The 14818-nt window shown below is 75.0% G+C and carries 13 protein-coding genes; 7 read left to right on the forward strand and 6 right to left on the reverse strand.

Annotation, left to right across the window (positions count from 1 at the left end; translation table 11 throughout):
* Nucleotides 1-8: 8 nt before the first annotated feature.
* Together AB5J54_RS13020 and AB5J54_RS13025 are read right to left on the reverse strand one after the other, a co-directional pair.
* On the reverse strand, nucleotides 9-1382 hold the full coding sequence (locus AB5J54_RS13020; RefSeq protein ID WP_369144085.1) for a cytochrome P450: 1374 nt from the start codon (nucleotides 1380-1382) through the stop codon (nucleotides 9-11).
* On the reverse strand, nucleotides 1379-2650 hold the full coding sequence (locus tag AB5J54_RS13025) for a wax ester/triacylglycerol synthase domain-containing protein (protein ID WP_369144086.1): 1272 nt from the start codon (nucleotides 2648-2650) through the stop codon (nucleotides 1379-1381). The genes AB5J54_RS13020 and AB5J54_RS13025 overlap by 4 nt, the downstream gene beginning before the upstream one ends.
* A 57-nt stretch (nucleotides 2651-2707) precedes the next feature.
* Between AB5J54_RS13025 and AB5J54_RS13030 the strand changes: the two genes are divergently transcribed.
* From AB5J54_RS13030 to AB5J54_RS13050, 5 genes are read left to right on the forward strand one after another with little or no spacing between them, the layout of a single operon-like run.
* Nucleotides 2708-3994 (forward strand): cytochrome P450, encoded by a 1287-nt coding sequence (locus AB5J54_RS13030; protein ID WP_369144087.1) that lies wholly within the window; start codon nucleotides 2708-2710, stop codon nucleotides 3992-3994.
* Nucleotides 3991-4506 (forward strand): NUDIX domain-containing protein, encoded by a 516-nt coding sequence (locus AB5J54_RS13035; protein WP_369144088.1) that lies wholly within the window; start codon nucleotides 3991-3993, stop codon nucleotides 4504-4506. Before AB5J54_RS13030 ends, AB5J54_RS13035 begins: the two co-directional genes overlap by 4 nt.
* 38 nt (nucleotides 4507-4544) lie before the next feature.
* Complete coding sequence (locus tag AB5J54_RS13040; RefSeq protein ID WP_369144089.1) at nucleotides 4545-6164, forward strand: prenyltransferase/squalene oxidase repeat-containing protein; 1620 nt, start codon at nucleotides 4545-4547, stop codon at nucleotides 6162-6164.
* Nucleotides 6161-6391, forward strand: coding sequence for an acyl carrier protein (locus tag AB5J54_RS13045; protein WP_369144090.1), 231 nt, complete (start codon nucleotides 6161-6163; stop codon nucleotides 6389-6391). The genes AB5J54_RS13040 and AB5J54_RS13045 overlap by 4 nt, the downstream gene beginning before the upstream one ends.
* The gene (locus tag AB5J54_RS13050) at nucleotides 6391-7608 is read left to right on the forward strand and encodes a beta-ketoacyl synthase (RefSeq protein WP_369144091.1); all 1218 of its coding nucleotides are present in this window, start codon (nucleotides 6391-6393) and stop codon (nucleotides 7606-7608) included. Before AB5J54_RS13045 ends, AB5J54_RS13050 begins: the two co-directional genes overlap by 1 nt.
* Nucleotides 7609-7642: 34 nt before the next feature.
* On the opposite strand, the gene AB5J54_RS13055 is transcribed toward AB5J54_RS13050, so the two are convergent.
* Complete coding sequence (locus tag AB5J54_RS13055; protein ID WP_369144092.1) at nucleotides 7643-8134, reverse strand: MarR family winged helix-turn-helix transcriptional regulator; 492 nt, start codon at nucleotides 8132-8134, stop codon at nucleotides 7643-7645.
* Nucleotides 8135-8248: 114 nt separating this feature from the next.
* Between AB5J54_RS13055 and AB5J54_RS13060 the strand changes: the two genes are divergently transcribed.
* On the forward strand, nucleotides 8249-8665 hold the full coding sequence (locus AB5J54_RS13060; protein WP_351191498.1) for an organic hydroperoxide resistance protein: 417 nt from the start codon (nucleotides 8249-8251) through the stop codon (nucleotides 8663-8665).
* Between the two features lie 257 nt (nucleotides 8666-8922).
* Nucleotides 8923-10977 (forward strand): phosphocholine-specific phospholipase C, encoded by a 2055-nt coding sequence (locus tag AB5J54_RS13065; protein WP_369144093.1) that lies wholly within the window; start codon nucleotides 8923-8925, stop codon nucleotides 10975-10977.
* Between the two features lie 68 nt (nucleotides 10978-11045).
* Here the strand turns inward: AB5J54_RS13065 and AB5J54_RS13070 are convergent, their stop codons facing one another.
* The 3 genes from AB5J54_RS13070 to AB5J54_RS13080 are packed head-to-tail and all read right to left on the reverse strand — an operon-like array spanning nucleotide 11046 to nucleotide 14811.
* A complete protein-coding gene (locus tag AB5J54_RS13070) occupies nucleotides 11046-11810 on the reverse strand; it encodes a phosphate ABC transporter ATP-binding protein (protein WP_369149315.1) in 765 nt (254 codons plus the stop codon).
* Nucleotides 11811-11830: 20 nt separating this feature from the next.
* Nucleotides 11831-12754, reverse strand: coding sequence for a sortase (locus AB5J54_RS13075; protein ID WP_369144094.1), 924 nt, complete (start codon nucleotides 12752-12754; stop codon nucleotides 11831-11833).
* A gap of 17 nt (nucleotides 12755-12771) precedes the next feature.
* Nucleotides 12772-14811, reverse strand: coding sequence for a DUF916 domain-containing protein (locus AB5J54_RS13080; RefSeq protein WP_369144095.1), 2040 nt, complete (start codon nucleotides 14809-14811; stop codon nucleotides 12772-12774).
* Between the last annotated feature and the right edge of the window lie 7 nt (nucleotides 14812-14818).

A 14818-nucleotide genomic window follows, 5' to 3' on the forward strand; every position in this document is an offset into this window, starting at 1 on the left:
CCTTCCGCTCACCGCTCGGCGAGCCTCATCGGCTGCGGCCCCGGGGAGAGGACGATGCGCGGGACCGGGCGGGGCGGGCGCGGGGCGACGGGGGTCAGGCGCCAGTGCGAGGCGATCGCGGCGAGCGCGAGTCCGGCCTCGGCCGTGCCGAACACGTCGCCGACGCACTTGGTGGCGCCGAGTCCGAACGGCAGCCAGGCGTCCCGTGGCACGCCCGCGTCGGCCCACCGGCCGGGGTCGAAGAGCGCGGGTTCCGGGAAGAGGTCGGGCCGCCGGTGGAGGAGGTAGAGGCAGCAGATGACGGTGGCCCCGGGCGGCAGCGTCAGCCCGGCCAGCTCGGTCTCGCGGACGGCGGTGCGGGTGACCGCCCAGGCCGGCGGATAGAGGCGGAGCACCTCGCGCACCACGTCGCGGGTGTACGGCAGGCGGGGCAGGTCGGCTCCCGTGACCGGCCCTCCGGCCAGGACCCCGTCGAGCTCCGCGTGCAGCCGGGCGGCGGCCTCGGGGTGGTCGGCCAGGAGGCGCAGGGCCCAGGCGACGACGGACGAGGTGGTCTCGGCGCCCGCCAGGACCAGGGTGGCGACCTGGTCGCCGAGCTCGGCGTCCGACAGCGCCCGGCCGTGCTCGTCGCGCACGGCGAGGAGCAGCGAGAGCGCGTCGCCGTGGTCGACGCCGGCCGCCCGGTACGCGGCGACGATGGCGGCGACGCCGGTACGCCAGCGGGCGAGGGCCCGGCGGTAGCGGCGGCGGGCCGGCGAGGGCACCCGGTCGACGGCGGGCGCCACGACCCGTGTGTAGACCCCGCGCAGCAGGATTTCGAGGGCTTCGCGCAGTTCCTCGGCGGCGTGCGGGGTGATGCCGGCGGAGAACAGGGTGCGGACGGCGACGGCGGTCGTGAGCCGGAACGCCTCCTCGGTGACGTCGACGACCGCTCCCGGCCGCCAGCGGGCGGTCAGGGCCTGGGTCTCGGCCGCCATCACGGCGGTGTAGCGGGGCAGGAGGGAGGGGTGGAAGGCGGGCTGGAGGGCCCGCCGCTGGTCGCGGTGCTCGGCGTTCGGGCAGGTGGCGAGGCCGTTCCCGAGGAGGGCGCGGACCTTCTCGTACAGGACGCCGCTGCGGTCGAAGGAGCGCCGGTCGGTGAGGACGCGGCGGACGAGCGCGGGGTGCGTCACGACGTGCGCGGTCCGGGTCCCCATCCGCACGCGGACGACGTCACCGTGACCGGGCAGGGAGTCGAGGAAGGCGAGGGGCCGGCCGGCCAGGTGGGGCAGATGCCCGAGCAGGGGCCAGGCCCCGGGCGCGTCGCCGTGGCGGGGCGGGGGCAGGGTCCGGAGCGCGGCCTCGGACGGGGGTGCGGGTGTCGGGTCGTCCGGACGGTTCACGGTGCGATCACCCTTCCCCGCGCCCTGGCGAACGCCCCTTCTCCGGCCCGGCGTTCGTGTTCCGCGAGGGCCGACTCCCAGGCCTCGGGGAGGCGTTCGGCGCCGGGGAGGGCCCGGTCGGTGAGGAAGGTGACGTGGAGGCGGCGGCGGTGCGTGACCCAGGCGACGAAGAGCGGCTGGCCCGGGACCATGACCGGCAGGGCGTACACCCCGGTCGCGGGGGTTCCGGCGAAGCCGAGGGGCCGGCGGACCCGGAGGTCGGCCACGCTGAGCGGGGTGTAGCGGGCGTCGATGCTGCGGGACAGCGCCAACCGGCCGATGCCGTACGGGAGTCTGCGCAGGATCACCCGGTGCGCGTCGGCGAGGCGGGCGAGCCGGGCGTGGTCGAGGGCCTGCCCGAGGCGGGCGAGCCGCCGCGCCGGGTCGGGTTCGCCGCAGGGGAGGTCGACGCCGGCGACGGCGACCCGGTTGCCGAGCAGGGGGCGCGGGTCGTCGGGGTCGCGGACGCCGATCCCGAGGTTGGCGCGGAGCGCCAGGCCGTGGCCGGGGCCGTCCGGACCCCAGCCGTCGGGGTGCCAGGCGCGCAGCGCCTCGGTCGTCAGGGCCAGGCAGAGCTGCGGGACGGTCGCCCCGGTGAGGCGCCCGAGCGCGTGCAGCCGGGCGGTGTCGACGTCGGCGAACCCGGCGGCGTAGGCCTGGGCGGGCGGGATGTCGAGGGTCGGCCACCAGGTGACCCGGCGTGGCGGCCGGAACTCGGGGAGGACGGCAGCCCAGTCCACGGGCCGGGGCGCCCGGAAGGAGAGACCACGCGCGGGCGGCGGCTCCTCGGGGCCGAGGAGCCGCTCCAGGGTCGCGACGGCGGCGGCACCGTCCTGGAAGGCGTGATGGGCCCGGTAGCAGAGCCCCCACCGCCCGTCGCCCACGCCACGGACGAGCCAGATCCCCCACAACGGCCGCTCGCGCGAAAGGGGTTGCCGCAGGAGTCCGGCGACGACCGTCAACGGGTCGGCGCCTCCGGATAGCTCGTACAGGTGATCGTCGGGGTCGAAGCCGGGGTCGGGCTCCCAGCGCGGGCGTCGCGGGCTCCCCGCGAGCCGGTGGGCGAGCTCCGGAAGCCGGCCGACGCGACCCCTCAGGTGCTCCAACACCCTTTCCCGGGAGGGCGGTTCGCCGTCGAGGACGACCAGGCCGCCGAGGTGCAGGGCGGAGTCCGTCGCATGCAGCTCCGCCACGTCGAGGGAGAGCCGGTCGAGCACCGCGAGCGGCACCGCCGCGGAAGATCGAATTGGATCTGAAGATCGCACAGGGCGCTACGATACGTCATCATGCAATCGCAAAGCGTGACGGAATGCGTGACGGATGGCATGCCCCCCGACTTCCTCGACGACGAGGCCGTGGCGGCCTGGACCGCCTCCGGAGCCCCCCTCGTCGACCTCCTCCGCCAGGCGCACACCCCGGGCCGGCTGACCGGATTCCGCCGCGGCGGCCGGGCATCGCTGCTGGTCACGGAGGCCCGGCACGTGCACCAGGTGCTCGGCCTCGGCGGCGAGCGGTACGTGAAGCGCTCGCACCGGGCGAGACCCCTCCTCGGCGACGGCATGATCACCGCGACGGGCGAGGCCTGGCGGTCCCAACGGAAGCTGCTCCAGCCGATGTTCACCGGCCGGGCCATCCAGCGCTGGGAGCGGCACATCGCGGAGGCGGCGGCGGGGGTGGTCGGCCGCTGGTCGGAGCGGGCCCGCCGCGGCGAGCCGACGGACATCGCGGAGGACGTGCAGTTCTTCACCGTCGACACGATCTGGCGCTCGCTCACCGACCGGCCCCTGGACCGGGAGACGTACGTCGACCTGGCGGCCGTGCAGGACGTCGTCGCTGCGCTCCCCGCCGAGGTCGGCGGCGCGAGCACGCTGCCGCCGGAGACGGAGGCGGCGCTCGCCGCGCTCGACGAGCGGATGTACCGGGCGCTCGCCGACGCCCGGGCCCGCCACCCGGCGGACGGCGCCGCGTCGAGCGTCCTGGACCGGCTGCTCGACGCGGCCGGGACGGATCCGGCGTACACGGACCGGTTGATCCGCGACGAGCTCGTCACCCTGCTGGTCGCCGGGTACGAGAGCAGTGCCCGCACGCTGACCTGGGCGTTCGTCCTGCTCGACGCGCACCCGGAGGTCATGGAGCGGGCCGCGGGGGACGCGGGGGCCGTCGAGGCGGTGCTGTCCGAGACGCTGCGGCTCTACCCGACGGGCTGGCTGCTGCCCCGACACAGCGCGGCGGACGAGACGCTGGACGGCTGGGCGATCCCCGCCGGGACGGACCTCCTCGTCTGCCCCTACCTCACCCACCGCGACCCGGAGGTCTGGCCGGAGCCCGAGGTCTTCGACCCGGGCCGCTTCCCGGCCCGCTCGCCGCTGCCGCCCGGCGCGTACCTCCCCTTCGGCATGGGTCCGCGGGCCTGTCTGGGGACCCGATTCGCGATGCGGGAGATGGAGGTGCTGCTCGGCGCGCTCCTCGCCAGGTTCGAGGTGGAGACGACCGAACCGGTGGGCGAGCCCGTGTTCGGCATCAACCTGCGCCCGGCGGGCCCGCTGCGCGCACGCGTCCGCGAGCGCGCATGACCCCGCCGGCACCCGGGAGTCAGGGCTCCGAGCGCGTCGACTACGTCGACCCCCGGGACCGGGTGGTGACCCAGGGCGGCCGTGCCGCCGGGCCTCCCGACGGGCTGCTCCGCCGGTACGCGGCGACCGTCTGCACCGACCACGGCGGCCGGGTCCTCCTCTACCGGCGGACCGCCTCGGCACCCGCCTACCCGGGTCACTACGACGTCCTGATCGGCGGGGCGGTCCGCAGCGGCGAGGAGTACCGCGCGGCCGCGCTGCGGGAGCTCCGCGAGGAGCTGGGCTGGGAGCAGGCGCCCGGGCTCGCCGAGGCGTACCGGATCCGCGTGGACGATCCGCACGGCGCCTGCTTCCTGACCGTCCACCGCTGGCTGGCGGACCGCGCGCCCCGGCCCGATCCGCGGGAGATCGCCTGGTGCGGCTTCGTCGCGCCGCTCGCGGTCCTGACCGGCGGCTACACCCCGCTGGTCCCGGCCGGCGCGGAGGCCGTGAGGCGCCTCTTCCCCTGCTGAACGCCGCCGCTTTTCGTACGACACCTGTGAAGGACACCATGACGCACTGCGCGCTGCCCTTATCCGGCGCCTCCCTCGCCGCCCCCGGCCCCCGGCCGGACCCCCTCCCGGGAACCGGGCCGCTCGACCGCGCCCGGGCCCGGCTCGCCACCCGGGTGGTGGCGGCCGCGGGACCCGACGGGCTGCTCCGGGCCCCCTGCGACAGCCGGCTCCTGGAATCCGCCCTGGCCCTGCGGCTGCTCACGGTGACGGGCGTGGACCCGGACGCCCAGGAGCGGCTCACCCGCCGGCTGAAGACCGCCGTCGACGAGGGCGCTCCCGACCCCGTGCAGGAGGCCGCGGCGCGGGCGGCCCTCGGCGAGTACGTGGACGGGCGGGGCGCGCTCGCCCGGCTGCTCGGCGGCTTCGACCACTTCACCGCGGGGCGCAAGCGGCTGATGTTCCGGATGCTCCTGGCGGAGCTGGGCGCCGACTCCTTCCCCGAACTCCCCTCCCCCGAGGCCCTGTTCGAGGCCCGTGGCCAACAGCGGTGGCTGATCACGGAGATGGCCGCCCTCAAGGTCCTGTACGCCCACGGGTCCGGTGCGGCGCGGCTCGTCACGGAGGAGGACTGGCGGGCCCTCGAACCCTGTGCGCTGCCCGGCCCGCCCCCGTACGGCAACCATCTCGCCCGGGTCCTGGCGCTGCTCGCGCTGTGGCGGCGGCCCCGGTACGCGGCGGCCGTACGGGAGCGGGCGCGGGAGCTGCGCGGCTGGCTGCGCGAGGACGGCGGGCTGCCGTTCCTCACGGGCATGGACGTGTTCGCGACGGCGACCGGCGGGCTGGCCCTGGCCGGGGCGGGCGCCCCGGCCCACACCCTGCGGGTCCTCGCGACCGCCCTGGCGGAGCACCGGAACGCCGACGGCGGCTGGGGTTTCGACCGGCGGGTCGCGCAGAGCGACGTGGACGACACCGCGTACTGCGTGGAGTTCCTGCGGGCGACGGACCCGGGTCTTTTCGGCGCCGAGGTGGCGGCCGGCGAGCGGTACCTCCTGGCCCGGCAGGGCGCGGACGGCGGCTTCCCGACCTTCGAACGGGGCACCGCCTCCGAGGTCGCGATAACGGCGGCCGCAGTGAACGCGCTCGCCCCCGAGCCCGCGCACCGGCCCGCGGTGGAGTCCGCCGTCCGGTTCGCCGTGGCCCGGGCGGAGGCCGCCGGGCCGTTCGAACGCAGCTGGAGCCTCAACGAGAGCAACGCCCTGTTCCGTTCCGTCCTCGCGTACGACTCCTTCCTGGCGGTGGCGCCCGGCCGTCCGGCCGCGACCGAAGTGGCGCGGGCCCGGGCGCGGGCGGTGGCCCGGCTGGTCGACACGCAGAACGCGGACGGCGGCTGGGGGCACGTGCCGTCCGATCCGAGCGACCCGATCAGTACCGCGTACGCGCTGATCGCGGTGGCGCGGACGCCGACCGTGCCGTCCGCCCGGGGTGCGACCGGGCGGGCGGTACGCCACCTGCTGGAGCGGCAGCGGCCGGACGGCGGCTTCGTGTCCCGCCCCGACCAGGCCGGGCCGCGCCCGCTCGCGTACCACGTGCCGCTGCTGACGGACGTGTGCGTGCTGCTCGGCCTGAACCACGCGCGCGCGTACGCGACCCGTATCTCTCCCGAGGAGCGTCCATGACCTTCGACGAACTGAAGACCCTGCTCGTCCAGCTGGGCCTCGACCCGGCGGACATCACCCCCGAGGCCGGCCGTGAGGAGGCCGGGCTCGACTCGCTCCTGCTCACCGAGCTCGCCCTGGTCCTGCGCAAGGAACGGGGTGTCCCGGTGCCCGAGGAGGAGCTGTACGCGGCGCCCACGGTAGCCGCGATCGAGGAGCTCGTCTCGCGGTACGCGGAGGTGGTCTGATGGCCGCCGCGCGGCACGCCGCCGCCGTCACCGGCATCGGTCTCTTCACCCCCGCCGGCGCGGACGCCCCCACGACCTGGGAGACCGTCCGCGCCGGGAAGGCCACCGCCGTCCTCGAAGAGCGGGACGGGCTGCGCCATCTCGCCTGCCGGGCGCCCGGTCTTCCCGGGGACCTCGGCCGGGCGGTGACGGCCCGGCGGCCCGACCGCAGCGCGCTCCTCGCGCTGGTCGCGGCGCGGGAGGCGCTCGCCGACGCCGGCCTGGACCCGGCCGGCTGGGACGGGGCGCGGGTCGGCGTGGTCGTCGGGATCGGGGCGGGCGGTGTCCTCACCTTCGAGGCGCAGCAGGAGGTGCTGCGGACGGACGGCCCCCGGGACATGTCGCCGTTCGCGGTGCCGGGCGCGCTGCCGAACGGGGTCGCCGGGCAGCTGGCCGTCGCGTTCGGGATCCGCGGGCCGTCGGCGGCGGTGACCACGGCGTGCGCGGCGGGGGCGACGGCGATCGGCACGGCGCTCGATCTGCTGGCCCTGGGGCGGTGCGACATCGTCCTGGCGGGCGGGGCGGAGGCCTCGCTGAGCCCCTTCTACATCGCGGGCTTCGACCGGCTCCGCGCGCTGTCGCGCCGGTTCGAGGACCCGGCGGGCGGGCTGCGGCCGTTCGACAAGGACCGGGAGGGCTTCGTGATGGCGGAGGGCGCCGGGTTCCTGGTCCTGGAGCGCCCGGCGGACGCCGCCGCGCGCGGGGCCGGGGTGCGGGCGCTGATCGCCGGGTACGGGGCGACCTCGGACGCGCACCACGTGGTGGCGCCCCGGCCCGACGGCTCGGGCCTGGCGGCGGCGGTGCGGGGCGCGCTCGCGGAGGCGGGCGCGACGCCGGGCGAGGTCGGCCTGGTCAACGCGCACGGGACGGGTACGCCGAAGGGCGACGCCGTGGAGGCGGCAGTGCTCGCGGCGCTCTTTCCGCACCGGCCGCCGGTGACGTCGACGAAGGGGGTGACCGGGCATCTGCTCGGCGCGGCGGGGGCGGTGGAGGCGGCGCTCACGGTGCTGTCCCTGGAGGAGGAGACCGTGCCGCCGACCGCGAACTTCGCGGAGCCGGGCGAGGGCATCGACCTGGACGTCCCCACGACGGCCCGGGCCGCGCGGCTCCGGCTCGCCGTCTCCACCTCGGTGGGCTTCGGCGGGCACAACGCGGCCCTGGTGGTCGCGGCGCCCTGAGATCCGTACGACACGCGCGCCGAGCGCCTGAGCCTCAGAGGCCGGTCGCGCAGGACGCGAGGTCGTCCGGGTCGACCGCGTCGAGCCGGGCGGCGAGCGCGTCGAGCCGCTCCCGCAGCTCGACGATCTCGTCGAGCCCGAGGCCGGTGGCGGCGGCGATCCGGCGCGGCACGCCGAGGGCCTTCTCGCGCAGGGCGGTGCCGTCGCCGGTGAGGCGGACGGTGACGGACCGCTCGTCCTCGGGGCTGCGGCGCCGCTCGACGTATCCGGCCGCTTCGAGCCTCTTGAGCAGCGGCGACAGCGTCCCGGAGTCGAGCCGCAGCCGCTCACCGATCCCCTTCACGGGCAGCTCACCGTGCTCCCAGAGCACGAGCATGGCCAGGTACTGGGGATAGGTGAGCCCGAGCTCCTTGAGGGCCTCGCGGTAGACGCCGTTGAAGGCGCGGGTCGCCGCGTGCAGCGAGAAGCAGATCTGGTGGTCGAGCCGGAGGAATTCGGCGTCCGGGACCGAGTCGAGCGTCTCCATGACTCCAGGATACGCGAGACCCCTCACACGCCATTAAGTTGTGCACAACTAAATCGTGCGCTACAAATAAGAGGTCACCACTTCCCGGAACCCGGACAGGACGGAAGAACACCCATGGACGCGATCTACACCGCAGTCGCCACCGCCAACGGCCGCGAGGGCCGCGCCGTCAGCTCCGACGGCCACATCGACCTCCCCCTCGCCCACCCGCAGGCGCTCGGCGGCAACGGCCAGGGCACCAACCCCGAGCAGCTCTTCGCCGCCGGGTACGCGGCCTGCTTCGCCAGCGCCATGGGCGTCGTCGCCCGCCAGGAGAAGATCGACATCTCCGAGGCCTCCGTCACCGCCGAGGTCTCCATCGGCAAGGACCCGGCCGACGGCGGCTTCGGGCTCGCGGTCGTGATGCGCGCCGAGTTCCCCGACCACCTCCAGGGGGAGGCGGGCCTCACCCTTCTGAAGAAGACGCACGCCTTCTGCCCGTACTCGAAGGCCACCCGCGGGAACATCGAGGTCGAGCTCGTCGTCGAGTAGTCCGGCGCGCGGATCAGCGCGTGGTTTTCTGTTGGTTCCCGTACGCCCCCGGTGGTCATCGACCCACCGGGGGCGTTCGGTTGTGAGTTTTCACGTTCGGGCACGGGGGGTTCGTCTGCCGTACGACGGGCAGTCATGGGACGGCCGCCGGGCGGTGGTTCACGGGCGCTCTTCTGTGGGGCGCCCGTCGGCCGGTCCGCCCGGCCGTCGCACCCGCACCCCCACCGTCGTACTCACACCCGGAGGGCAACTCCCCCATGGCCGACCTCAACCGCCGCCGGTTCCTTCAGCTGACCGGCGGCGCCGCCGCGTTCACGATGCTCTCGGAGAGCATCGCCCGCGCCGCCGCGATACCGGCGCAGGGCTCCACCGGCACGATCCAGGACATCGAGCACATCGTGGTCCTGATGCAGGAGAACCGTTCCTTCGACCACTATTTCGGGGCGATGAAGGGCGTACGGGGCTTCGGCGACCCGCGCCCCGTGACCCTGCCCAGCGGGAAGTCGGTCTGGAACCAGTCGGACGGCAGCAAGGTCACGCTCCCCTTCCGGCCGACCAGCGACAAGCTGGGCATGGAGTACCTCCAGGGCCTCAACCACGACTGGGCGGGCGGCCAGAGCGCCTTCAACAAGGGCAGGTACGACAACTGGATCCCGGCCAAGACCAAGGCCACGATGGCCCACCTCACCCGTGAGGACATCCCCTTCCACTACGCGCTCGCCGACGCCTTCACCATCTGCGACGCGTACCACTGTTCGTTCATCGGCGCGACCGACCCCAACCGCTACTACCTGTGGACCGGTTACGTCGGCAACGACGGCACGGGCGGCGGCCCCGTCCTGAACAACGCCGAGGCGGGCTACGGCTGGACCACCTACCCCGAGCGCCTGGAGGCGTCGGGCGTCTCCTGGAAGATCTACCAGGACATCGGCGACGGCCTGAACGCCGCCGGCTCCTGGGGCTGGATCAGCGACGCCTTCCGCGGCAACTACGGCGACAACTCCCTGCTCTACTTCAACAACTACCGCAACGCCCAGCCCGGCAACCCGCTGTACGACAAGGCCCGCACCGGCACGAACGCCAAGGCCGGCGAGGGCTTCTTCGACAAGCTCCGCGCCGACGTCCAGGCCGGCGCCCTCCCCCAGATCTCCTGGATCGCCGCGCCCGAGGCCTTCTCCGAGCACGCCAACTGGCCGGCGAACTACGGCGCCTGGTACATCGCGCAGGTCCTGGACGCGCTGACCTCGAACCCGGACGTGTGGGCCCGTACGGCCCTGTTCATCACGTACGACGAGAACGACGGCTTCTTCGACCACGTGGTCCCGCCGTACGCCCCCGGCTCGGCGGCGCAGGGCCTCTCGACGGCCCCCACCGCCCTCGACCACTTCGGCGGCAAGACCGGCTACGTGGCCGGCCCCTACGGCCTGGGCCCCCGCGTCCCGATGATCGTCGTCTCCCCCTGGTCCAAGGGCGGCTACACCTGCTCGGAGACCTTCGACCACACCTCGGTCATCCGCTTCATGGAGAGCCGCTTCGGGGTGCGCGAGCCCAACATCTCGCCCTGGCGCCGGGCGATCTGCGGCGACCTGACCTCGGCGTTCGACTTCACGCGCACGGACGCCCAGCCGGCCGCGCTCCCGCCGACGGCCGGCTACTACCCGCCGGACAAGAACCGTCACCCGGACTTCCTGGCCACGGCCCCGGCGGTCGGCACGATGCCGCGCCAGGAGCCGGGCGCCAAGCCCACCCGCCCGCTGAAGTACGCCCCGTACGTGGACGGCGCGGCGGACGTGACGGCGGGCACCTACCGCCTCACCTTCAGCGGCGGTCCGGCGGCGGGCGCCCAGTTCTACGTGACCTCGGCGAACCGCACCGACGCCCCGTGGACGTACACGGCCGAGGCGAACAAGTCGATCGCGGACACCTGGAACACCAAGTACTCCAAGAGCCTCACCGACCTCACGGTCCACGGCCCCAACGGCTTCCTCCGCCGCTTCCGCTCCCCCGGCAAGACGGCGGTCCCCGAGGTGTCGGCCCGCCACAACGCGAGCACCGGCGCCCTCGACCTGACCTTCACGAACGCGGGCACCACCGCCACCGTGACCGTCACCGACGCCTACGGCGGCTCCCCCACGACCCTCTCGGTCGCCAAGGGCGCCACCGTCACCCACACCGTCGACGCCCCCGCCGCCCACCGCTGGTACGACGTCACCGTCACGTCCTCCGCGAGCGCGGACTACCTCCGCCGCCTCGCCGGCCACGTGGAGACGGGCGCGCCCGGCCAGTCGGACCCGGGCATCCTGACGTACTGAGTCCCTCGACGAGGGCCCGTACCCACCTCCCCGGTGCGTACGGGCCCTCGTCCGCTCCCGGCCGTCCGTCAGCCGAAGCGGCCCTCCACGTAGTCCGCGGTGCGCTGGTCACGGGGGCTGGAGAACATGGCGTCCGTGGGGCCGTACTCGACGATCACGCCCGGGGTCGCCTGCTCGGCGAGGAAGAAGGCGCACTGGTCGGAGACCCGGGCCGCCTGCTGCATGTTGTGGGTGACGATCACGATCGTCACCTCGTCCGCGAGCTCCCGGACGGTCTCCTCGATACGCCGTGTCGAGGTGGGGTCGAGCGCCGAACACGGCTCGTCCATCAGCAGGATGCGCGGCCGGACCGCAAGGGACCGGGCGATGCACAGGCGCTGCTGCTGGCCGCCGGAGAGCGCGCCGCCCGGCTGGCGCAGCCGGTCACGGACCTCCTTCCACAGGCCGGCCCGGGTCAGGCACTCCTCCACCAGGCCGTCCCGGTCGGGTCCGGAGACCCGGGTGCCGGTCAGCTTCAGGCCGGCGGTGACGTTGTCGTACACCGACATGGCGGGGAACGGGTTCGGCTTCTGGAAGACCATGCCGATGTTGCGGCGGGCCTCGGTGAGACGGCGCCCGCGCGCGTAGATGTCGTCGCCGTCCAGGAGCACCTCGCCGGCGAGTTCGGCGCCCGGGATCAGCTCGTGCATCCGGTTCAGGATGCGCAGGAACGTCGACTTGCCGCAGCCGGAGGGCCCGATCAGCGCGGTGACCCGGCCGGCCGGCATGGTCAGCGAGACCCGGTTGAGGACCTTGCGGGGCCCGAACCAGGCGGAGAGGGAACGTGCGTCCAGGTGGGAAGCCACGACTGTCCTTACAGGAGGTTGGGAAGGAGGAACGCCATCCGGTCGCCGACCGTGAGCCCGAACGCGAGCAGGACGGGGAAGCCGACCAGCCACACATGGGCCCGGGGCACCCGCGACCTCGCCCAGACGAGACCGGCGGCGGCGAGCAGCAGGGCGTGCGACCACAGGACCAGCGGCAGCCAGGACGACGGCTGTCCCGCGAGCGGGAGTTCGTCGGCCGGGACGCGCTCGAAGCGGAAGGCGGGGACGACGCCGGGCTGCGGCGGGGTGATCAGGTCCGCGTCGACCTGGAGGACCCCGTCCGGCCGGTACGGGGAGCCGGTCGCGGTCATCAGGGTGAGCCGGCCCGTCCCGGCCCGGAGGGCGGGCGGCTTCGGGTCGCCCGCGCGCCGGACGCCGCGCACCCGGTAGCTGTGCTCGCCCTGGCCGGTGGTGACCTTGATGGTCTCGCCGGGCTGCAGGCTCGCGAGGTGCCGGAACGGTCCGCCGTAGCCCGCCCGGCGGCCCATGACGATGCTGAGGCCCGCCTGCCCGGGCAGCACGGTGTCGCGGCGGTGCCCCGGTCCCGAGGCCAGCACCTCCGCGGAACTGCCCTCGCGGATCACCTCCTTGACCCCGAGCTGGGGGATCGAGAGGAGGGCGATGGGCGTGCCGGGTTCGGTGGAGGCGCCGATCGGCGTGGTGGCGTTGGCCAGGGTCGAGCGGACGTCCGCGTAGCCGACGCGGCGGTCCCGCTCGTGGCGGAGGTGGCCGAGCGGGCCGACCTCGGCGACGAAGCCGAGGAGCAGCGCGCCGAGGATCGTCAGGATGCCGCCGACGGCCCACAGCGGGCTGTTGCGGGGCGCGCGGCCGGCCGGGACCGGGGAGGCGCCGGGCCTCCCCGGCCCGGCGGGGGCGGGACGCACGTCCACCAGGGTGGGGGTGGCTGTCATCGCGTGTGCTCCGTACGTCAGTGGGGGCCGAAGGTGATCAGTCCGCGGCGGCGCGCCCACCGGACGGCGAGGGCGCCGGCGGCGAGCAGGGCGGCGCTGAGCAGCCCGAGGAGGAGGGGGTCGGTGCCGGTGTGCGCGAGCCCGCCACCGCCATGGCCGCCGTTGCCGCCGTTGCCGTCGCCGGTGCCGCCGGATCCGGAGCCCGAGGCGTCGCCGGTGCCGCCGCCTGCCGTGGAGGGGCCGGTGGCCGAGGCCCTCGGCGGGATGCTGGTGGAGATGCCGACGCTGTCACCGCCGGTGGCGGTCGCGGTCGGCGAGGGCGAGGCGGTGCCCGTCGGGGTGGCGGTCCCGGTGGCCGTGGCCGTCGCCGTCGCGGTGGGGGTCGGGGTGGCGGTCTCCGTCGCGGTCTCCGTCGCCGTGGGGGTCGGGGTGGCGGTGCCCGTCGGCGTACCCGTGGGGGTGCCCGTGGGGTTCGGGCCGGCCGGATCGGTGTCCTGGTAGGCCGTGTCCGACGTGAACCACAGGGAGCCGGTGAACTCCCCGTAGGTCTCGCTGCCGAAGGCCTTGCGGCAGATGACCGTCAGGTCGTACCGGCCCTCCAGGGTGGTGAACCCGGCCTCGTTGGCGTAGTCCCTCATGGTCATGGTCAGCGGGACGACGAAGCCGGTGCCGGCGGGGTCGTGGGGGTAGGTGGTGAGGGGCGCGTTGCCGACCACGTTCTTGCCCTCGGCGGGGAAGCCCCGGCCGGTCACCTTCACGAGGACGTTGGTGGCGGGCGCCGGGCAGGGGCCCGAGGTGGTCAGGGAGATGCTGGTCTCGTCGGTTCCCCGGCCCGGGGTCACGGCGGCGGCGCCCAGGGGGGCGGCCGTGGCCGTGGGCACCGTGAGGACGCCGACACCGGCGAGGGCCGTCGCCGCGGCGAGGGCGGCACCGGCCGCTGCCCGCCGGGGGAGGCGTGTGAACTGCACGAGGAGCTCCTTGTACGGGGTCTCGGGGTCGTTCTTCGGATGCGGGTCCGCCCCGGCGGCCGCCGTGCCCCCTCCCTCGCCCCGGCCGGTGCTCCGGTCTCGGCGCCGTCGGCGCCACAGGACGCCCGCGACGAGCAGGAGCAGCAGGGCGAGCGCCGTCCACGGCACGGTCCACAGCGGGACCGAGCGGGTCAGCGAGGGGAGCCGGGGGTCGACGCCGTCCCGGGTCGCGACCGGCTGGACGGAGACGACGGCCGAGGCGCGCAGCAGCGGCGTCACCTCTGCGGCCTCGGCGGTGACGGTGAGGGCGCTGCCGGGGAGCACTTCGCCGAGGTCACGGGCGCCTTCGGCGATGACCGAGGAGCCGAACACGCCGTTGACGCGGACGGCCTGGCGGGCGCCGAGGCGGACGTTGCCGGTGTTGCGCAGGGTGTACGTGACCGTGGCCGAGCCGGCGGAGAAGGGGTTGAGGGTCCCGTGGTACTCGGCGCGGACGTTCTCCACGGTGAGCTCCGGTTTGATCGTGCCCGCCACCCGCAGGTAGACGCGGGCGCCGACCCGCTGGTCGAGCCGGACCCGGTTGCCCCGGGTGTCCTTGCCGGTGCCGGAGAGCGAGGCGACGATGCCGCCGGTGTGGTCGCCGGGGGTGACCCGGCGGGGCACGGTGAGGGTGAAGGGGACGATGACGTTGCCCTTGGGCGGCACCGTGACCTTGTTCTTCGCGAGCGTGATCCAGCTGCCGGCGTCGGTCGGCTTCCGGCCTGCGGGGAGGAGGTCGAAGCCGCCGTCCGTGGTGTTGACGGCGTCGCTCGCGTAGACGGCGAGCGTGAGCGGCTCGGAGCCGTAGTTCCACAGGGCGATCTGGTCGCGGATGCCGGCGCCGCCGGTGACCCCGTACGAGAAGTGGGGCCGCTGGTCGGGCTTCTTCGGGCCGGCGGGCTGGACGCCGAAGACGGCCTTTCCGTCGTTCTTCCCGCTGTCGGCGGGAGCGGCGGCCGTGGCGTGCGGGGTTCCGGCGAGGGCGAGCAGGAGGACGAGCAGCGCCGTGCGGAGGGCGCCGGTCCGGTGGGCGGGGCGGGGTGTGGTCATGGTGGGT

It is taken from the genome of Streptomyces sp. R44 (assembly GCF_041053105.1).
Lineage (GTDB): Bacteria > Actinomycetota > Actinomycetes > Streptomycetales > Streptomycetaceae > Streptomyces.

Coding starts and splice junctions, on each gene's coding strand:
- AB5J54_RS13030 (WP_369144087.1), top strand. CDS start 2,708: ATGCAATCGCAAAGCGTGACGGAATGCGTGACGGATGGCATGCCCCCC.
- AB5J54_RS13035 (WP_369144088.1), top strand. CDS start 3,991: ATGACCCCGCCGGCACCCGGGAGTCAGGGCTCCGAGCGCGTCGACTAC.
- AB5J54_RS13040 (WP_369144089.1), top strand. CDS start 4,545: ATGACGCACTGCGCGCTGCCCTTATCCGGCGCCTCCCTCGCCGCCCCC.
- AB5J54_RS13045 (WP_369144090.1), top strand. CDS start 6,161: ATGACCTTCGACGAACTGAAGACCCTGCTCGTCCAGCTGGGCCTCGAC.
- AB5J54_RS13050 (WP_369144091.1), top strand. CDS start 6,391: ATGGCCGCCGCGCGGCACGCCGCCGCCGTCACCGGCATCGGTCTCTTC.
- AB5J54_RS13055 (WP_369144092.1), bottom strand. CDS start 8,134: ATGGAGACGCTCGACTCGGTCCCGGACGCCGAATTCCTCCGGCTCGAC.
- AB5J54_RS13060 (WP_351191498.1), top strand. CDS start 8,249: ATGGACGCGATCTACACCGCAGTCGCCACCGCCAACGGCCGCGAGGGC.
- AB5J54_RS13065 (WP_369144093.1), top strand. CDS start 8,923: ATGGCCGACCTCAACCGCCGCCGGTTCCTTCAGCTGACCGGCGGCGCC.
- AB5J54_RS13075 (WP_369144094.1), bottom strand. CDS start 12,754: ATGACAGCCACCCCCACCCTGGTGGACGTGCGTCCCGCCCCCGCCGGG.
- AB5J54_RS13080 (WP_369144095.1), bottom strand. CDS start 14,811: ATGACCACACCCCGCCCCGCCCACCGGACCGGCGCCCTCCGCACGGCG.